The organism is Comamonas sp. BIGb0152, from assembly GCF_024809975.1.
GTDB lineage: Bacteria > Pseudomonadota > Gammaproteobacteria > Burkholderiales > Burkholderiaceae_C > Comamonas.
Window position 1 is genome coordinate 536491 of sequence record NZ_JANUDY010000001.1, and the last position, 19595, is coordinate 556085.

The 19595-nt window shown below is 61.0% G+C and carries 21 protein-coding genes and 1 tRNA gene; 3 read left to right on the forward strand and 19 right to left on the reverse strand.

The genetic code is table 11. From position 1 onward, the window contains the following. Window positions 1-34: 34 nt before the first annotated feature. Together argJ and secA are read right to left on the reverse strand one after the other, a co-directional pair. Window positions 35-1267 (reverse strand): bifunctional glutamate N-acetyltransferase/amino-acid acetyltransferase ArgJ, encoded by a 1233-nt coding sequence (gene argJ / locus M2375_RS02430; protein ID WP_259163704.1) that lies wholly within the window; start codon window positions 1265-1267, stop codon window positions 35-37. Window positions 1268-1346: 79 nt separating this feature from the next. After that, the gene (gene secA, locus M2375_RS02435) at window positions 1347-4085 is read right to left on the reverse strand and encodes a preprotein translocase subunit SecA (RefSeq protein WP_310473155.1); all 2739 of its coding nucleotides are present in this window, start codon (window positions 4083-4085) and stop codon (window positions 1347-1349) included. Between the two features lie 231 nt (window positions 4086-4316). Between secA and M2375_RS02440 the strand changes: the two genes are divergently transcribed. Continuing rightward, on the forward strand, window positions 4317-4625 hold the full coding sequence (locus M2375_RS02440) for a hypothetical protein (protein ID WP_259163705.1): 309 nt from the start codon (window positions 4317-4319) through the stop codon (window positions 4623-4625). A gap of 83 nt (window positions 4626-4708) precedes the next feature. Here the strand turns inward: M2375_RS02440 and M2375_RS02445 are convergent. The 6 genes from M2375_RS02445 to petA form a co-directional block, all read right to left on the reverse strand. Then, a tRNA-Thr gene (locus M2375_RS02445) sits at window positions 4709-4784 on the reverse strand. Between the two features lie 48 nt (window positions 4785-4832). Beyond that, window positions 4833-5354 carry a ClpXP protease specificity-enhancing factor gene (locus M2375_RS02450; RefSeq protein WP_259163706.1) on the reverse strand — a complete coding sequence of 174 codons (522 nt, stop codon included), beginning with the start codon at window positions 5352-5354 and terminating at the stop codon, window positions 4833-4835. A gap of 78 nt (window positions 5355-5432) precedes the next feature. Beyond that, complete coding sequence (locus M2375_RS02455; protein ID WP_182325426.1) at window positions 5433-6044, reverse strand: glutathione S-transferase N-terminal domain-containing protein; 612 nt, start codon at window positions 6042-6044, stop codon at window positions 5433-5435. Window positions 6045-6167: 123 nt separating this feature from the next. Beyond that, window positions 6168-6932 carry a cytochrome c1 gene (locus M2375_RS02460; protein WP_259163708.1) on the reverse strand — a complete coding sequence of 255 codons (765 nt, stop codon included), beginning with the start codon at window positions 6930-6932 and terminating at the stop codon, window positions 6168-6170. Window positions 6933-6950: 18 nt separating this feature from the next. After that, a complete protein-coding gene (locus M2375_RS02465) occupies window positions 6951-8399 on the reverse strand; it encodes a cytochrome bc complex cytochrome b subunit (RefSeq protein ID WP_259163709.1) in 1449 nt (482 codons plus the stop codon). A gap of 9 nt (window positions 8400-8408) precedes the next feature. Continuing rightward, on the reverse strand, window positions 8409-9005 hold the full coding sequence (gene petA / locus M2375_RS02470) for a ubiquinol-cytochrome c reductase iron-sulfur subunit (protein WP_259163710.1): 597 nt from the start codon (window positions 9003-9005) through the stop codon (window positions 8409-8411). Between the two features lie 132 nt (window positions 9006-9137). Here petA and mscL point away from each other — a divergent pair, with 132 nt between their 5' ends. After that, window positions 9138-9563 carry a large conductance mechanosensitive channel protein MscL gene (gene mscL, locus M2375_RS02475; protein WP_259163711.1) on the forward strand — a complete coding sequence of 142 codons (426 nt, stop codon included), beginning with the start codon at window positions 9138-9140 and terminating at the stop codon, window positions 9561-9563. Window positions 9564-9636: 73 nt separating this feature from the next. On the opposite strand, the gene pdxA is transcribed toward mscL, so the two are convergent. From pdxA to M2375_RS02490, 3 genes are all read right to left on the reverse strand, one after another. Continuing rightward, window positions 9637-10695 (reverse strand): 4-hydroxythreonine-4-phosphate dehydrogenase PdxA, encoded by a 1059-nt coding sequence (gene pdxA / locus M2375_RS02480; protein WP_404979264.1) that lies wholly within the window; start codon window positions 10693-10695, stop codon window positions 9637-9639. Window positions 10696-10714: 19 nt separating this feature from the next. Beyond that, window positions 10715-11467 carry a Nif3-like dinuclear metal center hexameric protein gene (locus M2375_RS02485; protein WP_259163713.1) on the reverse strand — a complete coding sequence of 251 codons (753 nt, stop codon included), beginning with the start codon at window positions 11465-11467 and terminating at the stop codon, window positions 10715-10717. Window positions 11468-11573: 106 nt separating this feature from the next. After that, window positions 11574-12890: an MFS transporter gene (locus M2375_RS02490; protein ID WP_259163714.1), complete on the reverse strand. Its 1317-nt coding sequence runs from the start codon at window positions 12888-12890 to the stop codon at window positions 11574-11576. A 581-nt stretch (window positions 12891-13471) separates the two neighbouring features. Between M2375_RS02490 and M2375_RS02495 the strand changes: the two genes are divergently transcribed. Further along, a complete protein-coding gene (locus M2375_RS02495; protein WP_259163715.1) occupies window positions 13472-14635 on the forward strand; it encodes a trypsin-like peptidase domain-containing protein in 1164 nt (387 codons plus the stop codon). Between the two features lie 180 nt (window positions 14636-14815). Here M2375_RS02495 and tatC read toward each other — a convergent pair whose 3' ends face one another. From tatC to hisI, 8 genes are all read right to left on the reverse strand, one after another. Beyond that, a complete protein-coding gene (gene tatC / locus M2375_RS02500) occupies window positions 14816-15610 on the reverse strand; it encodes a twin-arginine translocase subunit TatC (protein ID WP_259163716.1) in 795 nt (264 codons plus the stop codon). Window positions 15611-15747: 137 nt separating this feature from the next. After that, window positions 15748-16272, reverse strand: coding sequence for a Sec-independent protein translocase protein TatB (gene tatB / locus M2375_RS02505; protein WP_259163718.1), 525 nt, complete (start codon window positions 16270-16272; stop codon window positions 15748-15750). A 65-nt stretch (window positions 16273-16337) separates the two neighbouring features. Then, window positions 16338-16589 carry a Sec-independent protein translocase subunit TatA gene (gene tatA, locus M2375_RS02510; RefSeq protein ID WP_133856862.1) on the reverse strand — a complete coding sequence of 84 codons (252 nt, stop codon included), beginning with the start codon at window positions 16587-16589 and terminating at the stop codon, window positions 16338-16340. Between the two features lie 103 nt (window positions 16590-16692). Further along, window positions 16693-17049, reverse strand: coding sequence for a histidine triad nucleotide-binding protein (locus tag M2375_RS02515; protein ID WP_259163719.1), 357 nt, complete (start codon window positions 17047-17049; stop codon window positions 16693-16695). A 96-nt stretch (window positions 17050-17145) separates the two neighbouring features. Then, on the reverse strand, window positions 17146-18219 hold the full coding sequence (locus M2375_RS02520; RefSeq protein WP_404979265.1) for a patatin-like phospholipase family protein: 1074 nt from the start codon (window positions 18217-18219) through the stop codon (window positions 17146-17148). 19 nt (window positions 18220-18238) lie between these two features. Next, the gene (locus tag M2375_RS02525) at window positions 18239-18628 is read right to left on the reverse strand and encodes a hypothetical protein (RefSeq protein ID WP_259163720.1); all 390 of its coding nucleotides are present in this window, start codon (window positions 18626-18628) and stop codon (window positions 18239-18241) included. After that, complete coding sequence (locus tag M2375_RS02530; protein ID WP_404979270.1) at window positions 18625-19002, reverse strand: phosphoribosyl-ATP diphosphatase; 378 nt, start codon at window positions 19000-19002, stop codon at window positions 18625-18627. The genes M2375_RS02525 and M2375_RS02530 overlap by 4 nt, the downstream gene beginning before the upstream one ends. Window positions 19003-19089: 87 nt before the next feature. After that, window positions 19090-19488, reverse strand: coding sequence for a phosphoribosyl-AMP cyclohydrolase (gene hisI / locus M2375_RS02535; protein ID WP_182328367.1), 399 nt, complete (start codon window positions 19486-19488; stop codon window positions 19090-19092). Window positions 19489-19595 lie beyond the last annotated feature (107 nt).

The window sequence follows — 19595 nt, forward strand, 5'->3', positions numbered from 1 at the left end:
ATCAGGGGCGGGCCGGCGCGCTGGCTACGCGGTATCAGGAGCGGTAGTCCGCGTTGATGCTCACATAGTCGTGGCTCAGGTCGCAGGTCCACAGCTGGGTGGATGCGCTGCCACGGCCCAGCTGCACACGCACCACAATCTCTTGCTGCTTCATCACGCGCTGGCCATCGGCCTCTTGGTAAGCCGGGTTGCGGCCGCCCTGGGTGGCCACATGCACATCGTCCAGGTAGAGCTCGATCTGGGTCTGGTCCAGGTCGTCGATACCGGCATAGCCGACGGCGGCCAGAATGCGACCCAGGTTGGGATCGCTGGCAAAGAAGGCCGTTTTGACCAGCGGCGAATGCGCAATCGCATAGGCCACCAGGCGGCATTCCTCTTCATTGCGGCCTTGCTCCACCTCGATCTGGATGAACTTGGTGGCGCCCTCGCCATCGCGCACAATCGCCTGCGCCAGCTTTTGCGCCACTTCGCGCATGGCGGCCATCAAGGCCTGGCCATCGGCCGTATTCCAGTCGCTGACAGGCGCATTGCCCGCTTGGTTCGTAGCAACCACGACAAAGGAATCATTGGTCGACGTGTCGCCATCGATGGTGATGCGGTTAAAAGACTGGTCGGCCAAGGTCTTGGCCAAGGCTGGCATCAGCGCAGGGCTGATGGCGGCATCGGTGGCCAGAAAGCTCAGCATGGTGGCCATATTGGGGCGGATCATGCCCGCACCCTTGCTGATGCCGGTGACCTGCACCGTCTTGCCGCCGACCGTGGCCGACGCAGAAAACGCCTTGGGCAGGGTATCGGTGGTCATGATGCCCTCAGCCGCCTTGGCCCAGTGGCCCGGCTGCGCATCTGCAATGGCGGCAGGCAGGCCGGCGGTGATGCGGTCCACCGGCAGCGGCTCCATGATCACGCCAGTCGAGAACGGCAGCACTTGCTGGGCATCGATCTTGAGCAGGCCAGCGAGCGCATCGCAGGTGGCATGCGCGCGGGCCAGGCCGTCGGCGCCCGTGCCGGCATTGGCATTGCCGGTGTTGATGACGATGGCACGGATGGCCTGGCCGTGGCTGGCCAGGTGCTCACGGCAGATCTGCACGGGCGCGGCGCAAAAGCGGTTCTGGGTGAACACGCCGGCCACATGGCTGCCTTCGTCCAACAAGAACACGGTCACATCCTTGCGGTTGGCCTTGCGCACGCCGGCCTCCGTCACACCAATGCGAATACCGGCGACAGCAGCCAGGTCCTGCGCTACGGGGGCTTTCAAATTGACGGGCATATCAGTCTTTTCCTTGAAACCATGAAAAAAACGGGCGATGAACCAGTCAAAGCCCGTTGTGGTGAAGCGATCCGGTAATTTAAGCGAGTTTACCGTGGCAAAGCTTGTATTTCTTGCCGCTGCCGCATGGGCATGGGTCGTTGCGGGCCACGCGCGCGCCTTCTGGCAGGGCCAGGGGCTCGCTGGCCTCAGCGTCTCCGGACTCGTCCGGGCCGCTGTAGGTCACATGGGCCGTGCGGTCATTGCTTTGCTCCAGCTGCTCGGTGGCTTCATCGAGCTGCTCGGGCGAGCGGATCTGCACGGACATCATCACACGGGTGACCTGGGTCTTGACCTGGTCGATCAGCTGGCTGAACAGTTCGAAGGCTTCGCGCTTGTATTCCTGCTTGGGCTGCTTTTGCGCATAGCCGCGCAGGTGGATGCCTTGGCGCAGATAGTCCAGAGCGGCCAAATGGTCGCGCCAGCTCGAATCCAGGGTCTGCAGCAGCACCGCACGCATGAACTGCATGAAGTTCTCCTTGCCCGCCTGCTCCAGCTTGTCGTTGAACAGGCGTGCGCCCTCGGCCACCACCTTCTCTTCGATTTCCTCGTCGGTGATCGATTCGGAGCTTTCGAGCAGTTGCACCAGCGGCAACTCGATCTGCCATTCGTCGCGCAGCACCTTCTCCAGACCTGCCAGGTCCCACTGCTCTTCCATCGATTGCACGGGAACATACTGGCGCACGATATCGGCCAGTGCGCTGTCGCGCATGCCATCAATCATCGGCGACAGGTCAGCCGCATCCAGAATCTCATTGCGCTGCTGGTAGATGACCTTGCGCTGGTCATTGGCCACATCGTCGTATTCCAGCAATTGCTTGCGCATGTCGAAGTTGCGTGCTTCCACCTTGCGCTGGGCGCTTTCGATGGAGCGGGTCACAATGCCCGCCTCAATGGCTTCGCCATCGGGCATCTTCAGGCGCTCCATGATGGCCTTGACACGGTCGCCCGCGAAAATGCGCATCAGCTGGTCGTCCAGCGACAGGTAGAAGCGCGAAGAACCGCGGTCACCCTGGCGACCGGCACGGCCACGCAGCTGGTTGTCAATACGGCGCGATTCATGGCGCTCGGTAGCAATGATGCGCAGGCCGCCCAGCTCGGTGACCTTGTCGTGCTCGACCTTCCAGTCGGCGCGCAGGGCATCGACCTTGTTGCGGCGCTCGGTCTCGGACAGCGACTCATCGTTCTCGATGGCCGCAATCTGCTTTTCGATATTGCCACCCAGCACGATGTCGGTACCCCGGCCAGCCATATTGGTCGCAATGGTGATCACGCCCGGGCGTCCGGCCTGGGCAATGATGTCTGCCTCGCGCTCGTGCTGCTTGGCATTGAGCACCTGGTGAGGCAGGTTCTCTTTTTTCAGCATCTCGTCGATGATTTCCGAGTTCTCGATCGAGGTGGTGCCCACCAGCACCGGCTGGCCGCGCTCGTAGCACTCGCGGATGTCATTGATCGCGGCGGTGTATTTCTCGGGCGTGGTCTTGTAGACGCGGTCGAGCTGGTCGTCGCGCTTGCTAGGGCGGTTGGGGGGGATCACCACGGTCTCCAGACCATAGATTTCCTGGAACTCATAGGCCTCGGTATCGGCCGTACCCGTCATGCCGCCCAGCTTGTTGTACAGGCGGAAGTAGTTCTGGAAGGTGATCGATGCCAGGGTCTGGTTCTCAGCCTGGATTTCCACGCCTTCCTTGGCTTCCACCGCCTGGTGCAGGCCTTCGCTCCAGCGGCGGCCCGACATCAGGCGGCCGGTGAACTCATCGACAATCACGACCTCGCCGCCCTGCACCACATAGTGCTGGTCGCGGTGGTACAGGTGCTGGGCGCGCAGCGCCGCATACAGCTGGTGCACCAGGGTGATATTGGCCGGATCGTAGAGCGATGCGCCTTCGGCCAGCATGCCCTTTTCGGCCAGAATGCGCTCGGCCGCTTCGTAGCCTTGCTCGGTCAGGTGGATTTGGTGGCCCTTTTCATCGACCGTGAAATCACCGGGCTTGGTCACGCCCTCACCGGTGCGCGGATCGGCTTCACCTTCTTGGCGGGTGAGCGTGGGCACCACTTCGCGCATGGCCAAATAGGCGGCGGTATGGTCTTCGGCCTGGCCGGAGATGATCAGCGGCGTACGCGCCTCATCGATCAGGATCGAGTCCACCTCGTCAACAATCGCGAAATTGAGATTGCGCTGCACGCGCTCGCTCGCATCCTGCACCATGTTGTCGCGCAGGTAGTCAAAGCCGTACTCGTTGTTGGTGCCGTAGGTGATGTCGGAGTGGTAGGCGGCCTGCTTTTCATGCTTGGGCAGCTGCGACAGGTTGATACCGACGCTCAGACCCAGGAAGTTGTAGAGGCGGCCCATCCAGGTCGCGTCGCGGGTGGCCAGGTAGTCATTGACGGTCACCACGTGCACGCCGCCGCCGCTCAAGGCGTTCAAATACACGGGCAAGGTGCCTGTCAGGGTCTTGCCTTCACCGGTGCGCATTTCGGCAATCTTGCCGTAATGCAGGGCCATGCCGCCCAGCATCTGCACATCGAAGTGGCGCATCTTCATCACCCGCTTGGAGCCTTCACGCACCACGGCAAATGCCTCGGGAAGGATGTCGTCCAGCGACTCTCCACCGGCGACCCGGTTTTTAAATTCCTGAGTCTTCTCGCGCAATTGCTCGTCGCTGAGCTTTTCGTACTCAGGCTCCATCGCGTTGATGCGCGTGACGACTTTGCGGTATTGCTTGAGCAGGCGATCATTGCGACTGCCAAAAATTTTGGTGAAGAAATTGGTTGCCATGCGAACAGAACCACACAGCAGGCGATAGCACTTGCGTCCACCCCTGCCATGCGACCGGAATTCCTAGTGTTTAGTGTTGTGTCAGATGGAGGCAATGACCCCGGCTTCAATACCGAAAACCATGCCTGCCGAATAAAACATTCTACAACCCTGAATAGAATGCGTTGTGGCAGGTGCATTGCAATGTATGGCTATCGCGCCTGACCCGCCTATGGACACCCCTCCCCCACCATGATCAAGCCCCAACGTCGGCATTTCGCCGTCACCGTAGAACAAGCCGCGAACGAGGCGCCCAGCTTGGCCAGCCTGGTGGCTTTGACGCGGGAGTCCACTGCCCGTTACCAGCTGGTGGAATTCCTCATTCCCCCGATGCTGCGCGCATCGATCAAGCCAGGCCCGATTGACGGCGACCAGTGGTGCCTGCTGGTGGCCAACAACGCCTGCGCCGCCAAGATGAAGCAGCTGCTGCCCGCGATGGCCGCCCATCTGCGCGTCAAAGGCTACCCGACAGCCGATATTCGCCTCAAAGTACTGTGCTGACCCGCCGCCGCCCGCGCCACAGCCAAGCCCGGACGCGAAAAAGCCGTTCACAGCGCTTGCTGAGAACGGCTTTGAAATGCTTCTGGTGCCGGTTATCGGAATCGAACTGATGACCTACCGCTTACAAGGCGGTTGCTCTACCAACTGAGCTAAACCGGCAACATCCGGCATTCTATACGGGATTGCCCGTAAAAATGCCGAGATTGGCTATTTGACCAGCTTGAGAGAGGGCTTGCCCGCCTTCGCGGCCCGGGCTGGCGCCTTCGCCTCTGGCGAGGCTTCATCGCTGGAAGTCACCACCTGCATGACCGGTGTGGCCGCGTCCGATGCCGTGGCAGCATCGCCGCCCTCTTCACTGGCGCCCTGCAGCGCCGAGATGGCGATCTCTGCATCGTCGTCCAGCAAGTCCTCGGGTGGCGGAAAGCCCATGCCTTGGCCGGTTTCCCGCGCAAAAATGGCGACCACGCGGCTCACCGGCACCATGATGTCGCGCGGAACCCCGCCAAAACGGGCCGTGAACTCGATGTAGTCATTGCCCAGCTTGAGCGCGCTGGTGGCGTCATAGCTGATGTTGAGCACAATTTCGCCGTCTTTGACAAACTCGCGCGGAACCATCACGGTTTTGTCCACGCGAACACTCAGGTACGGGGTCAGACCATTGTCATTGCACCACTCCACCCAGGCGCGGATCAGGTAGGGCTGGGTGGATGTTGTCTGGATTTCACTCATTGGGCACTTTCTGCTCTCAGCCGCGCCAGGGGATGCATCCCGCTGGCGCAGCCCGCACGCAGCGGGCTCTTCGGCTTTTTACTTGCGCATGACCTTTTCGGACGGCGTCAGTGCCTCGATGTAGGCGGGACGCGAGAAGATGCGCTCGGCATACTTCAGCAGCGGCGCCGCATTCTTGGACAGCTCGATACCGTAGTAGTCCAGGCGCCACAGCAGTGGGGCAATGGCCACGTCCAGCATCGAGAAGTTCTCGCCCAGGATGAACTTGTTCTTCAGGAACACCGGTGCCATCTGGGTCAGGCGGTCACGGATCTGCGAGCGGGCCTTTTCCAGTGCCTTTTCGTTGCCCTTGACGGCGCGCTCTTCGAGCGTGTGCACATGGGTGAACAGCTCTTTTTCGAAGTTCAGCAGGAACAGACGCACACGGGCGCGCTCGACGGGGTCGCCGGGCATCAGCTGCGGGTGGGGGAAGCGCTCGTCGATGTACTCGTTGATGATGTTCGACTCATACAGGATCAGATCACGTTCGACCAGGATAGGTACCTGGCCATAGGGGTTCATCACACTGATGTCTTCGGGCTTGTTGAACAGGTCCACATCACGGATTTCAAAATCCATACCCTTTTCAAACAGCACAAAGCGGCAGCGGTGGGAGAAAGGGCAGGTAGTTCCCGAATAAAGCACCATCATGGTGAGAGGCTCCTCAAAATCAAAAAAGAGTGGACTGCAGTCAATGCCGCCCACTCTACACAAATCGGCTACCCAAATTCAAGCCCTGCTCACAGGGCCAGAACCGGCTGCACGCAAATACGTTTACTTCACATCTTTCCAGAACGCCGCATTCAGACGCCAGGTGATGAAGATGAGTCCCAGCAAAAATATCAACACCCCAACGCCGACGCGTATACGGGTGTTCTGGTTGGGATCACCCATCCATTGTAGATAGTTCACCAAATCACCCACACTCTGATCGAATTCGGTCGAACTGAGCTTGCCCGGCGTGACTTGGTTCCACCCGGTAAAAATCTGGGTTTTGTGCCCGTGCTCCTGCACCTCTTGGTAGACCGGCACCCGCACACCTTGCAGCTCCCATAGCACATGGGGCATGCCCACCGAGGGAAAGGCCAGGTTGTTCCAGCCTGTGGCCTTGGTGTCGTCCTTGTAGAAAGTGCGCAAGAAGGTGTAGAGGTAATCCGCGCCCGTGCCCTGGTGGCTGGCGCGCGAGCGTGCCACCAAGGTCAGGTCGGGGGGATTGGCACCAAACCACTCCTTGGCCTGCTTGGGGTCGATGGAGGCCTTCATGGTCTCGCCCACCTTGTCGGTGGCGAACAGCAGGTTGTCCTTGATCTGCTGCTCGGTCAGGCCGATGTCTTGGAGGCGGTTGTAGCGCATGAAGGCGGCCGAGTGGCAGCTGAGGCAGTAGTTGACAAACAGCTTGGCGCCGTTTTGCAGCGAGACGGTATCCGTGGTGTTAGGTTTGAACTTGTCCCAGGCGACACCGCCCTCTGCGGCCTGCACCGAGGCTGCGCCCAACAGGACGCTCAGGCCCAGCCATGCGGAGAGAATTGTTTTTTTCATCGTGGGGTGCTTTCTGGTTCAGTGCGCATGGAAGGTGACGCGCTCAGGCACCGGCTTGGGCGTGCCTTTGCGGCTCCACCACGGCATCAGCAGAAAAAAGCCAAAGTAGAACAAGGTGCCCACCTGGGAGACTTTTTCACCCATCGGCGATGGCGGCTGCACGCCCAGGTAGGCCAGCACCACGAAGTTCACGACAAACACCGCATACACATATTTGTGCCAATGCGGTCGGTAGCGGATGGAGCGCACCGGGCTGTGGTCCAGCCAGGGCAGGAAGAACAGGATGATGACGGCCAGACCCATCACTACCACGCCCCAGAACTTGGCATCGATACCGCCCAGCGCCGCAACACCGGTGAACGCGAAGGCGCCGAACAGTGCCAGCACCACCAAGGCCACCACCACCAGCAGGCCCTTGAGCACAGCCGCCATGCGGGTCTTGATGCACACATAGGCCACGGCAGCGACCAGGATCACCGACAAGGCCACCATCATCTCGCCGGTGATGGCGCGCAGCATGGAGTAGAACGGCGTGAAATACCACACGGGCGCAATATGGTTGGGCGTCTTCAGCGGGTCGGCCGGGATGAAGTTGTTGTACTCCAGGAAGTAGCCACCCATCTCTGGCGCAAAGAACACAATCGCCGAGAAGATGAACAGAAACACCGCCACCCCAAACAGGTCATGCACGGTGTAGTAAGGGTGGAAAGGCACGCCATCCAGCGGCCGGCCCTGTGCATCCTTGGGCGCATTGGGGCCCTTGATCTCGATGCCATCGGGGTTGTTCGAACCCACATCATGCAAAGCCAGCAAGTGCGCAGCCACCAGACCCAGCAGCACCAGTGGCACGGCAATCACATGGAAGGCGAAGAAGCGGTTCAAGGTGGCATCGCCCACCACATAGTCGCCCCGGATCAGCAGCGCCAGGTCCGGGCCGATAAAGGGAATGGCCGAGAACAGGTTAACGATCACCTGCGCGCCCCAGTACGACATCTGGCCCCAGGGCAGCAGATAGCCCATGAAGGCCTCGGCCATCAGGCACAGGAAGATGGCACAGCCAAACACCCAGACCAGCTCGCGCGGCTTGCGGTAGCTGCCGTACAACAGGCCGCGAAACATGTGCAGATAGACCACAACAAAAAAGGCCGAGGCGCCGGTGGAGTGCATGGTGCGGATCAGCCAGCCCCAGGGCACATCGCGCATGATGTACTCGACCGAGGCAAAGGCCTTTTCGGCATCGGGCTTGTAGTGCATCACCAAGAAGATGCCGGTGACGATCTGGATCACCAGCACCAACAGCGCCAGCGAGCCAAAGATGTACCAGAAGTTGAAGTTCTTCGGTGCGTAGTACTCCGACATGTGGACCCGGTAGGCATCGAATGCCGTGGGAAAGCGGTTCTCCAGCCAGTTGCCGGCTTTGGCGCCCAATGTCGCGTTCGGCGATATGTCCTTGAATTCATGTGCCATGGCGCCTCCTTATGCTTTTTTATCTTCGCCAATCAGCAGCCGGGTATCGGTCAGATACTGATGCGCTGGCACTTCCAGGTTGTCGGGCGCGGGCTTGTTCTTGAAGACGCGTCCGGCCAGGTCAAAAGTGGAGCCATGGCAGGGGCAGAGAAAGCCCCCTTTCCAGTCGTCGGGTAGGGAGGTCTGGGGACCCGCCTGCAGCTTGTCGACAGGCGAGCAGCCCAGGTGGGTGCAGATGCCGATCACGACCAGCACATCGGGCTTGATGGAGCGGGTTTCGTTCTTGGCGTAGGCCGGTGTGGGATAGGCTGTGCGCTCCGATTTGGGGTCGGCGAGCTGGCCGTCAAGCTGAGGCAGCTCGGCAAGCTGTTCTGGCGTGCGGCGCATGATCCAGATCGGCTTGCCGCGCCATTCAGCGGTGATCTTTTCCCCAGGCTTGAGGTCCGAGATATCCACCTCAACGGCAGCGCCTGCGGCCTTGGCTTTTTCTGAAGGCTGGAACGAACTCACAAAAGGCACTGCGGTGGCCACTCCTCCGACGGCGCCTGCGCATCCCGACGCTATCAGCCACGTCCTTTTACTGGAGTCGATGGAAGAATCACTCATGGGGCTCCTTGGTCAACGCTTATATCTCGGTTTTTGGCGGATTGTACGAAGGGACTTGCCAGTCATGCAATGCGCCGAAACCCTTGAAGCTGAGCGATACTAGGCGTCATCTTTATTTGACAGGAGCAACGCATGAGCTTCATGAAGGAATTCCGCGAGTTTGCGGTCAAGGGCAATGTGATGGACTTGGCCGTGGGCGTGATCATCGGCGCGGCCTTTGGCAAGATCGTCGACTCCGTCGTCAACGACCTTATCATGCCTATCGTCGGCCTGGTGTTTGGCAAGCTCGACTTCTCCAACCTCTTCGTTGTACTAGGCACCGTTCCCGACGGCATTCCGCGCACGCTGGATGCGCTGAAAAAAGCCGGCATTCCGGTGTTCGCTTATGGCAATTTCATCACCGTTGCGGTGAACTTCGCCATCCTGGCATTCATCATTTTCCTGATGGTCAAGCAGATCAACCGCTTGAAGCGCGAAACCCCCGCAGCCCCAGCTGCAACGCCCGAAGACGTGGTGCTGCTGCGTGAAATCCGCGACAGCCTGCAGCAAAAGCGTTGATTTTTTGCAACAAAGAAACAGAAATTCTGCTTCTTTTGCACTGACACCCCAGCAGCCTTCCGAGGCTGCTTTTTTATGCCCGTTGTGGCACTGCTGCCAGCCGGCGCGCCATCTGCACTGCCGCTATCAAACTGGCGGCATCGGCCAGGCCCTGGCCGGCAATATCAAAGGCCGTGCCATGGTCGGGGCTGGTACGCACCAGCGGCAGGCCCAGGGTCACATTCACGCCCTCATCCAGGCCCAGGTACTTCACGGGGATCAGGCCCTGGTCGTGGTACATGGCCACCACCACATCAAAGGCGCCAGGGTGCTCGGCACTGTGGCGGGCACGCATGAACACGGTATCGGGCGGCTCCGGCCCGATCACCTGCATGCCCAGCGCCTGCGCAGCCGCCACCGCGGGCGCAATGTGTTCCAGCTCTTCACGCCCCATCAGGCCGGCTTCTCCCGCATGGGGGTTGAGCCCCGCCACCGCAATTCTGGGTGGCCGCCCGAGGGCGCGCAGCAAGGCCTCGTGGGTGATGCAGATGGTCTCCAGCACCTGCTCCTTGGTCACCGCCGCAATGGCATCGCGCAGCGATACATGGATGCTCACCAGCACCGTGCGCAGCGCCTCATTGGCCAGCATCATGCGCACCGGCATCTGGGCCAGTGGCACACCGGCATGAGCGGCGGCCTCAGCCTGCAGCAACTCGGTATGGCCCGGAAACGCCAGCCCCGCCAGATGCAGCGCCTCTTTGTTGAGTGGGGCCGTCACCAGCCCGGCAATATGGCCTTGCAAGGCCTGGCGGGCGGCCCAGCGCACGCATTCTGCGGCGGCGCGCCCGGCTTCGGCCTGCACCTGGCCAAACGGCAAAGGCCCCGGCAATCCCGGCAGGGACAGCACAGGCAGGCAGCGCGGCGGCACCTGCCAGGCATCCTGTGGTTGGGCGATTTCTGCAACCGGTAGCGCGCAGCGGCCCGGGCCCTGCAAGATCTGCGCGGCGCGCCGCAGGGTCTGCAGTTCGCCGACGACAAAGCAGCCCTGCATCACATCAGGCGCATCGCGAAAGGCCTTGGCGACGATTTCCGGGCCAATGCCGGCAGGGTCGCCTTGGGTGATGGCGAGCAAGGGAGCGGAGTGCACGGGCATATCCTTTGATTGGGAGACTTCAGGCGGGGTTGTCGATGTCGATAAAGCAGTGCGCCACACCCAGCTGCTGGGCCACCAGCGCCGCAGCCGCTGGCGCGCCATAGCGCTCGGTGGCATGGTGGCCGGCGGCAAAAAAGCTCACGCCCGTCTCACGGGCCAGATGGGCCTGGGGCTCGGAGATCTCACCGGTCAAAAAGCCATCGGCGCCGGCGGCCATGGCAGCCTCGAAGTAGCCCTGCGCCCCACCAGTACACCAGGCCATGCGGCGAATAGGCCGTGGCGTTTCGCCGGTCACCAAGGTGACGGAGCGGCCCAAGGTCTGTTGTATCTGCGCCGCCAACTGCGCCGGAGCGGCTTCAGCCACCGTGCCGATAAAGCCCAGATCCTGCTCCCCAAAGCGTGCGTCGGCCTGCCAACCCAGCTGAGCACCCAGTTGGGCGTTGTTGCCCAGTTCTGCATGGGCATCCAGCGGCAGGTGGTAGGCAAACAGATTGATGTCGTGCTGGATCAGCAGCGCGATACGCTGCTTCATCCAGCCGGTGATGCGGCCGTCATAGCCCCGCCAGAACAGCCCGTGGTGGACAAAGATGGCATCGGCCTGGGCGGCAATTGCCGCTTCGATCAAGGCCCGGGAGGCCGTCACACCGCTGACCAGCTTGCGAATCTCCGCCTTGCCCTCCACCTGCAAGCCGTTGGGGCCATAGTCTTTGAAGCGGGCGGGCTGCAGCAGCGCATCAAAGGCCTGCAGCATGTCGTGGCGGGTGGTAGTCATGGCGAAATTGTCTCAGACCTGCGTACCCGCACCGGGCCAGCCATGAGAAAACCCGCTGATGCGAGCGCATGCAGCGGGTTGCAGTGTCCGTCAGACGCTGGCGAACTTAGCGCTTGGCCACCCAGCCCTTAACGGCCAGCGGCCAAAAGCCCATGGCCACGCCCAGCACGCCCATCGCTGCCACATAGTGGGCCGGGGCCATCACATCGGCCTGCTGCCAGACGGAGACCAGCATCGGGGTCAAACCACCGAACACCGCATAGGCCATGTTGTAGGAGAAGGACAGGCCCGTGAAACGCACCTCCGGCGGGAAAGCACGCACGCCCACCACCGGCAGCAGCGAGATCGCGCCGACGAAGAAGCCCACCAGCGCATAGGTCCAGATCAGCGAGATCTCCGTGCCCGGCAGGTTCAGGTAGAACAGGTAGGCGGTGACGGCCATGCCGCCCCAGCCCAGCACCATGGCGGCACGCGTGCCCCATTGGTCCGACAGCCAGCCCCAGAACACGCAGCCGATGGTCAAGGTCACGGTGGCCACCGCATTGGCCTTGAGGGCCACGGCAGGCGCAATATGGAACACCTTTTGCAGGTAGGACGGCGTGAACAGAATCACCACCACCACGGCGGTGGACAGGATCCAGGTCATCAGCGCCACGACAACGCTGGCTTCACGGTGGTCGCGCAAAATTGTTTTCAGCGGCAGTTCACGGTCTACCTTTTTGCGCGCTTGCATCTCCTGGAAGATGGGGGTCTCATGCAAGAACTTGCGCAGGTACACCGACACCAAGCCAAACACACCGCCCAGGATGAACGGAATGCGCCAGGCCCAGTCGTGGATCTCAGCCGGGCTGTAGACGCTGTTGAGCCAGACGCCAATGATCGAGCCCAGGAAGATGCCGCCGGTAATGCCCGACGTCAGCGAGCCAATGGCAAAGCCATAGCGCTTGGCCGGCGCATGCTCGGCCACAAACACCCAGGCGCCAGGCATCTCGCCGCCAATGGCCGCGCCTTGCAGCACGCGCATGGCCAGCAGCAGGAACGGAGCGGCCAGGCCAATGGTTTCATAGGTGGGCAGCAGGCCAATGACCAGGGTGGGCACCGCCATCAGGAACACCGACAAGGTGAACATGCGCTTGCGGCCCAGAATGTCGCCGTAGTGCGCAATCAAAATGCCGCCGATGGGGCGGGCCAGGTAACCGGCCGCAAAAATGCCCAGGGTCTGCAGCTGGCGCATCCAGTCCGGCATGGAGGGCGGGAAGAACAGCGCGCCCAGCACATTGGCGAAAAAGACAAACACCACGAAGTCATAAAACTCCAGGGTGCCGCCCAGGGCCGACAGGCCCAGGGTCTTGTAGTCGTCCCGGTTCAGGGGGCGGTTGGCAGGTGCGGCGGCCGCACCTTGTTCAGCAGTCAGCGAAGTCATGTGTCCTCTACATTTCAGAGCAGGACAGCGCAAAGCGCAGCGCGTTGTGGGCGCATATCAAGGGGTTCGTCGAAACCCGGGATGGCGGGAGTCAGGGCAAGCGAGAGAGGGGATGGGCCCGTTCGCAGGGAACCGCGATGAGCTGAAAAGCGCAGTCAAAAGGTTTGAATCCCATTCTAGGTACATACCCTGGTAGCCTCGGCCATGTCACGAAAAGTATCCCCCGCAACTAGGGCATGGCGGGGCGGCCATCGGCCATGGGGGCGACGGCATTGTTCCGGAAGCAACTTATTTTCCAGAAATTCGCAGAAAACCGCCGCGATTGGCGTCGTTTGGAGAACAATGTCGCCTCCATGACATCGTGGAAGACGATGGAACACATCGCAGATGACACTGAGGATTGCCGTCGGCTGGCCCATCCATGGCAAGCTTGCCCGCAGCGCTGAACCCCCTGAGTGCTTGCACACTGCGCGTTGCAGCCCCTGCCACAAACGCCAGTGCCATAATCCATGGCAATGCGCTGTCTGCGCCGCACCTGGCCACCGCCAGGCGCAGCCACCCCACACCCTACCCCAGGTTTTATGAAACGCCTCTGGCTATTTTTTGCACAATCGGTCACCGTCCTGCTGGCCCTGTACTTTATCGTCGTCACCCTGCAGCCCGGCTGGCTGCAGCGCAACAATGCCGTGCGCAGCAATGCGGGCATCGCCTTGATCGAGGCGCCGCAAAGCGAAGCCAACCGGGCCAGCGTAGCCACCAGCAGTTTCAGCCCGGCCGCTAAAAAAGCCTCCCCTGCGGTGGTCAGCATCAATACCAGCACCTCGGTGCGCCATCCCCGTGCCAATGACCCCTGGTTCCAGTTCTTCTTTGGCGACCAGGGTGTGCAAAACCAGGCGGGCCTGGGCAGCGGCGTGATCGTCAGCCCCGATGGCTATGTGCTCACCAACAACCACGTGGTGGAAGCGGCTGATGACATCGAAGTTACCCTGACCGATGGCCGCAAAGCCAAGGGCACCGTTATCGGTACCGACCCGGAAACCGATTTGGCCATCCTCAAGATCAGCCTGGACAAGCTGCCCGTCATCGTGCTGGGCAATTCGGAATCCGCCGAAGTTGGCGACCAGGTGCTGGCCATTGGCAACCCCTTTGGCGTGGGCCAAACCGTCACCAGCGGCATCATCAGCGCGCTGGGCCGCAGTGAGCTGGGCATCAACACCTTCGAGAACTTCATCCAGACCGATGCGGCCATCAACCCCGGCAACTCCGGCGGCGCGTTGGTCGACGTGAACGGCAACCTGGTGGGCATCAACACGGCGATCTATTCGCGCTCGGGCGGCAGCATGGGCATTGGCTTTGCCATCCCCGTGGCCCTGGCCAAGAATGTGCTCGACAGCATCGTGCGCGACGGCAAGGTCACCCGAGGCTGGATCGGCGTGGAGCCCAACGACCTGACCCCGGAGCTGGCCGAAACCTTTGGCGTCAAGGCCGACTCGGGTGTGATCATCACCGGCGTGCTGCAAAGCGGCCCTGCCGCCAATGCCGGCATCCGCCCCGGTGATGTGATCACTCAGATTGGCGACATGCAGGTACACCATGTGCAAAGCCTGCTGACCGCCGTGGCCGCCCTGGTACCCGGCACCGCCGCCCAAGTGCAACTGCGCCGTGGCGACCAGAGCCTGACCCTGCCCATCACGCCTGGTACCCGGCCGGTCAACAACCGCGCCATGCCCCAAGGCCGGCGTTGAGGCCTGGCGAAGCGCTTTGTCAGCGTCCTCGCCTGGACTCCCGAGCGTAGTGGATAGCCAAGCTTGATGCCTCTGGTCTCCGCACTCACATCGCTCACACTGCGTATCTGGCCCACTAACACCAAAGCCCCGGCAGACTTCAGGTCAGCGCGGGGCTTTGGTGTATCTGGGTAACGGCGTTTAGGCCGCTGCGTCAGGATCTGCTTCTTCTTCCTTCTTGGGCTGGTTGCGAGAGAACCAGGTGGCGCCCAGAATACCGACCTCATACAGAATGCACATGGGCACGGCCAAAGAAATTTGCGAGAGCACATCGGGCGGCGTCACCACGGCAGCGATGACAAAAGACAGCACGATAAAGTAGCCCCGGAAGGACTTGAGCTTGGCAATGTCCACGATACCCAGGCGCACCAGCAAGATCACCACAATCGGCACCTGAAAAGCCAGGCCGAATGCCAGGTACAGCGACAAAATGGCCTCGACATAAGAGGCAATATCCGGCGTTGCGGCCACGCTTGACGGCGTGAAATGCTGGATAAAACCAAACATGCGATCGAGCACAAACAGCTGCACAAAGGCAATGCCGGCATAAGCCAGCATGCTGCCGAAAAAAATCAAGGGCAGCGCAAACTTCTTTTCATGCATGTACAGGCCCGGTGCTACAAAGGCCCAGAGCTGGTACATGATCCAGGGCAGCGCCAGCAAAATCGCTGCCATACCCAGCACCTTGAGCGGCACGATAAAAGGCGAGAAAACGCCCACGGCAATCAGCTTGGCGTCGGGCGGCATGTGCATCTTGATCGGGTGGGCGATGAAGTCCATCAGCCCATCCGGGCCGGGCCAGAAAGCCAGCAAAGCCAGGGCCACCAGAACGCCACCCACGCTGTAGAGCAGCCTATTGCGCAGCTCCATCAGGTGCTGCACAAAGGGCTGCTCGGTGCCGGCCAGCTCGTCGTCTTTGGAAGGGGTTTCGGACATGGGGATATCTGTTGCGAATCAATGCATCACCAAAGCGCAGCACTGCTTGGCAGGCTGCGCCGTGGCGGCTGATGGGAATGCCAGGAAGAAAACATGCCAACGCCCTGCTCTTGGAGCCTGCTGCGTTGCGAGCGCCATCACAGGCCGGACGATGGCTTTTTGGGCCGGAAACGCGCCACCCGCGCCGCGCCCGACTGCACATGGGTGCGTACACCGGCATGGTGCTTGTACCACTGCGGCGTCGCACCCTTTTTCACGCGCCAATTCTTGCGAGGATGCTGGTAGACCGGTGTCACCGCAGATACCGAACTGCCGTCATAGCCTTCGGCATAGGGATCGGCCGTGTAAAAACTGTCGTCGCTGCCCGAGCCAGACGTGCTGCCGTTCGCCTGGTCGTTGAGATCCTTCTCGAAGTCCGAGGAGTTGGTGCGGATGGTGTTTTCCACATCACGCGCCGCCGACTCGACGTTCTCCTTCATCTTGCGCAGCTCATCGAGCTCCATCGAGCGGTTGACCTCGGACTTGACGTCATTCACATAGCGCTGCGCCTTGCCCAGCAAGGTGCCTACCGTGCGTGCAACGCGCGGCAGTTTTTCAGGGCCGATCACGATCAGTGCTACCGCACCGATCAAGGCCATCTTGGAAATACCGAGATCAAACATTCCAACCCCATCGAATGCACACAAGCGGTTGCTGCAGCTGGTCTGCAGCCCCTGTCATGCGCACATCAGCCCTTGTTCTTGGCTTCGACGTCGATGGTGGTGTTCTTGTCAGCCACTGGCGACTGACCCACTTGCTGTGCCGTGGTCGTCGTGGATGCCGCTGGGGAGGCGGACTCGCCACCGTCCTTGATGCCATCCTTGAAGCCCTTGACGGCACCACCCAGATCGGTGCCGATGTTTTTGAGCTTCTTGGTACCGAAAACCAGCACCACGATGAGCAAAACAATCAGCCAATGCCAAACAGAAAAGGAACCCATGAAATTCTCCTAGCGAATATGTGCATTTTAGACGCCTTGGACGTCTACCGGTTTCGTAATACTGTCACGCGGCGAGGTCTTCGCCCGCAGGCCAAGGCTGCAATCAGCCCTTTTTCCAGGGACGGGGGCCGCCCAGCAGGTGGATGTGCAGATGGTGCACTTCTTGGCCACCCTCTTCGCCGGTGTTGATCATCAGGCGGAAACCGCCCTGCGGATACGGGTTGCAGCCATTGGCCTGGGCCAACTCGGGCGCCTTGGCCAGCATGCGGCCCAGCAAGGGGGCCTCTTGCGCACCCACTTGGGCCATCGAGGGGATATGCAGCTTGGGCACCATCAGCAAATGCACGGGCGCGGCTGGGTGGATGTCTTTGAAGACCAGCATGTCCTCGTCTTCATAGACCTTGCTCGAAGGGATGTGGCCGGCAATGATTTTGCAAAAAAGGCAGTCTGGATCGTGCATAAAGTCTTATCTATCAAAACAACCGTGCCGCCGCAAATAGGCGGCCCGCAGTGGCAGGTAGGCTGCAAGCAGCAACCGTGCCAAGAGTGATCTTGCCTACACCTTGAAGCCGGAACGCACGCCGACATCCGCCCGGTGCTTGGTCAGCCAGTTCTCTCCGGAGACTCGGCCGCGCTCAGCCAATTCGCGCACAAAGGGCGCATCCGAGCGGTTCTTGCTCGACGCACCATAGCTTTTGAGCACGGACCCGCCGTCCACATGGTGCATCAGCATGTACTTGTAACGCTCCCGGTCCAGCTTGCCATCATCGAGCAGGCGGCGCACAAAGCCCATGGCGCGCAGCTCGGCCAGCAAGCTGGCGTTGAAGGTGATTTCGTTGATGCGGTCCATGATCTCCTGGACATTGGTCGGCACCTCGTTGTACTCAATGGGGTTGAGCTGCACCAGCAAGACATCGCTGTTACCCGTCTGGTAGATCAGCGGGTAGAGCAAGGGGTTGCCGGAGTAGCCGCCATCCCAGTAGTACTGGTCCTTGATCTCGACAGCCTTGTACATCATCGGCAGGCAGGCCGAGGCCATCACGGCATCAGCCGTCAAGCGCTTGCCGCTAAACACTTCGCCCTTGCCAGTGCGCACGTTGGTGGCACAGACAAACACGCGGGGGGCGTTGCGCCCCTGCTCATGCTGCAGAAATTCAAAATCCACCACCTTTTCGAGCAGGCGGCGCAGCGGGTTGATATCCAGCGGGTTGGTCTGGTAAGGCGAAAGCCACTGGCTCATCATGTCCCAGATGGCCTTGCCAGCCATGGGCACGCCGGCCATCAGGCTACCCATGGTGCCCACCCCTTCCCAGAACTGCGTCAAGCTCTCGCGGGCCGATTCGCAACCCGCATCATGCGCTTTGCGCCGATCGGTTTCGGTGGCAGCGGCTTTGCCGTAGCCATAGGCCATCACCACGGCATTCATCGCCCCGGCGCTGGTGCCACTCACACCTTCTATCCACAGGCTGCGGTCTGCCAGCAAGGCATCGAGCACGCCCCAGGTAAAGGCGCCATGTGAGCCACCACCCTGCAAGGCCAGGCTGATCGGGGGCGTGTTGTCATCCACCCCTTTGGAACGCAGCACCCGTTTGGGCGCTTCGGCTTCCGATGCACCAGGCGGCTCAGGCACATCCGGGAGTGGACTGGCGCTAGCCATTGATCGCCTGGTCTTTGTTCATCGCCAGCATGCCTCGCACGATGCGGTAGAGGAACCAGATAGAAATCAGGGTCCAGGCAATCCAGCCGGGAACGACGAAGAGGAACCACAGTGGCGCGGTGATGACATACAACACACCGGCCCAGACCACGCTGCGGATGCGCCAGGAAAAATGGCTTTGCTGCCAGGTACCCTGCGCATCACTGCGCTTGACCAGGTCAATCACCAGCGCGATCAGCAGCAGCACGATGCTGGCCTGCGCGGTGGGCACCACCGCTGCCACGGCCACAATCAGGTGCAGCAGATAGCTGACCCAACCCCAGGTTTTGAGGCTTTCCATCGCTGCCGAATCGACAGTCTTCACATCGACCACATCATTCATGCGGAACTCCCTTCTTCAGCTTCACGGTCTTGCACTTTGCGCAGCGCTTTTTCTTCCAGGCCGCTGAGGCCCTCGCGGCGCACCAGCTCGTTCACCACATCGGCGGGGCTCAAGCCGTAGTGGGCCAGAGCCACCATCGTATGAAACCACAGATCGGCCACTTCGTACACCAGTTTGGAGGCCGGCGCGCCATGGTCCACATCCTTGGCAGCCATCACCACCTCAGTCGCCTCTTCCCCCACCTTCTTCAAAAAGGCATCCGGGCCCTTGTGCAGCAAACGGGCCACATAGCTGGCCTGCGGATCGCCGCCATTGGCAGGTTTGCGCGACTCCAGCACCTCGGCCAGACGCATCAGTGCATCGGTAGAGGACATGCCAGCGGAAGAAAGGGTATCGGTCATAAGGGAAATATAGCGAAGCAGCCGCCAGGGGCTGCAAAGGAAGGCTGCCTTGGACAGGGACTATTTGTAGATCGATTCCGGGTCTTTCAAGACCGGGTCGACCGCTTGCCACTGGCCATCACGCAACACACTGTAAAAACAGCTGTGGCGACCGGTGTGGCAGGCGATACCCGGTTCATGCCCGGTCTGGGTCACGCTCAGCAGCACCACATCGTTGTCACAGTCGATGCGGATCTCATGCACCGTCTGCACATGGCCGGACTCTTCGCCCTTGAACCAGAGCTTGCCACGCGAGCGGCTGAAGTACACCGCCCGGCCCAGCTCGGCCGTATGGGCCAGCGCCTCGCGGTTCATCCAGGCAAACATCAGCACATCTTTGGTGTGCTGCTCCTGCGCAATCACGGGCACCAGGCCCTGCGCGTCCCATTTCACTTGATCGAGCCAGTTCATGCGGGGAATTGTCTCGCATTCAATGCAGTTGTGCGCACTGGAGGGAGAAAACATCGGCAAAAGAAACCGGCCCGGTGCAGGGCATGCTGTGCATGCGATGCAACCGGGCCGGTTGG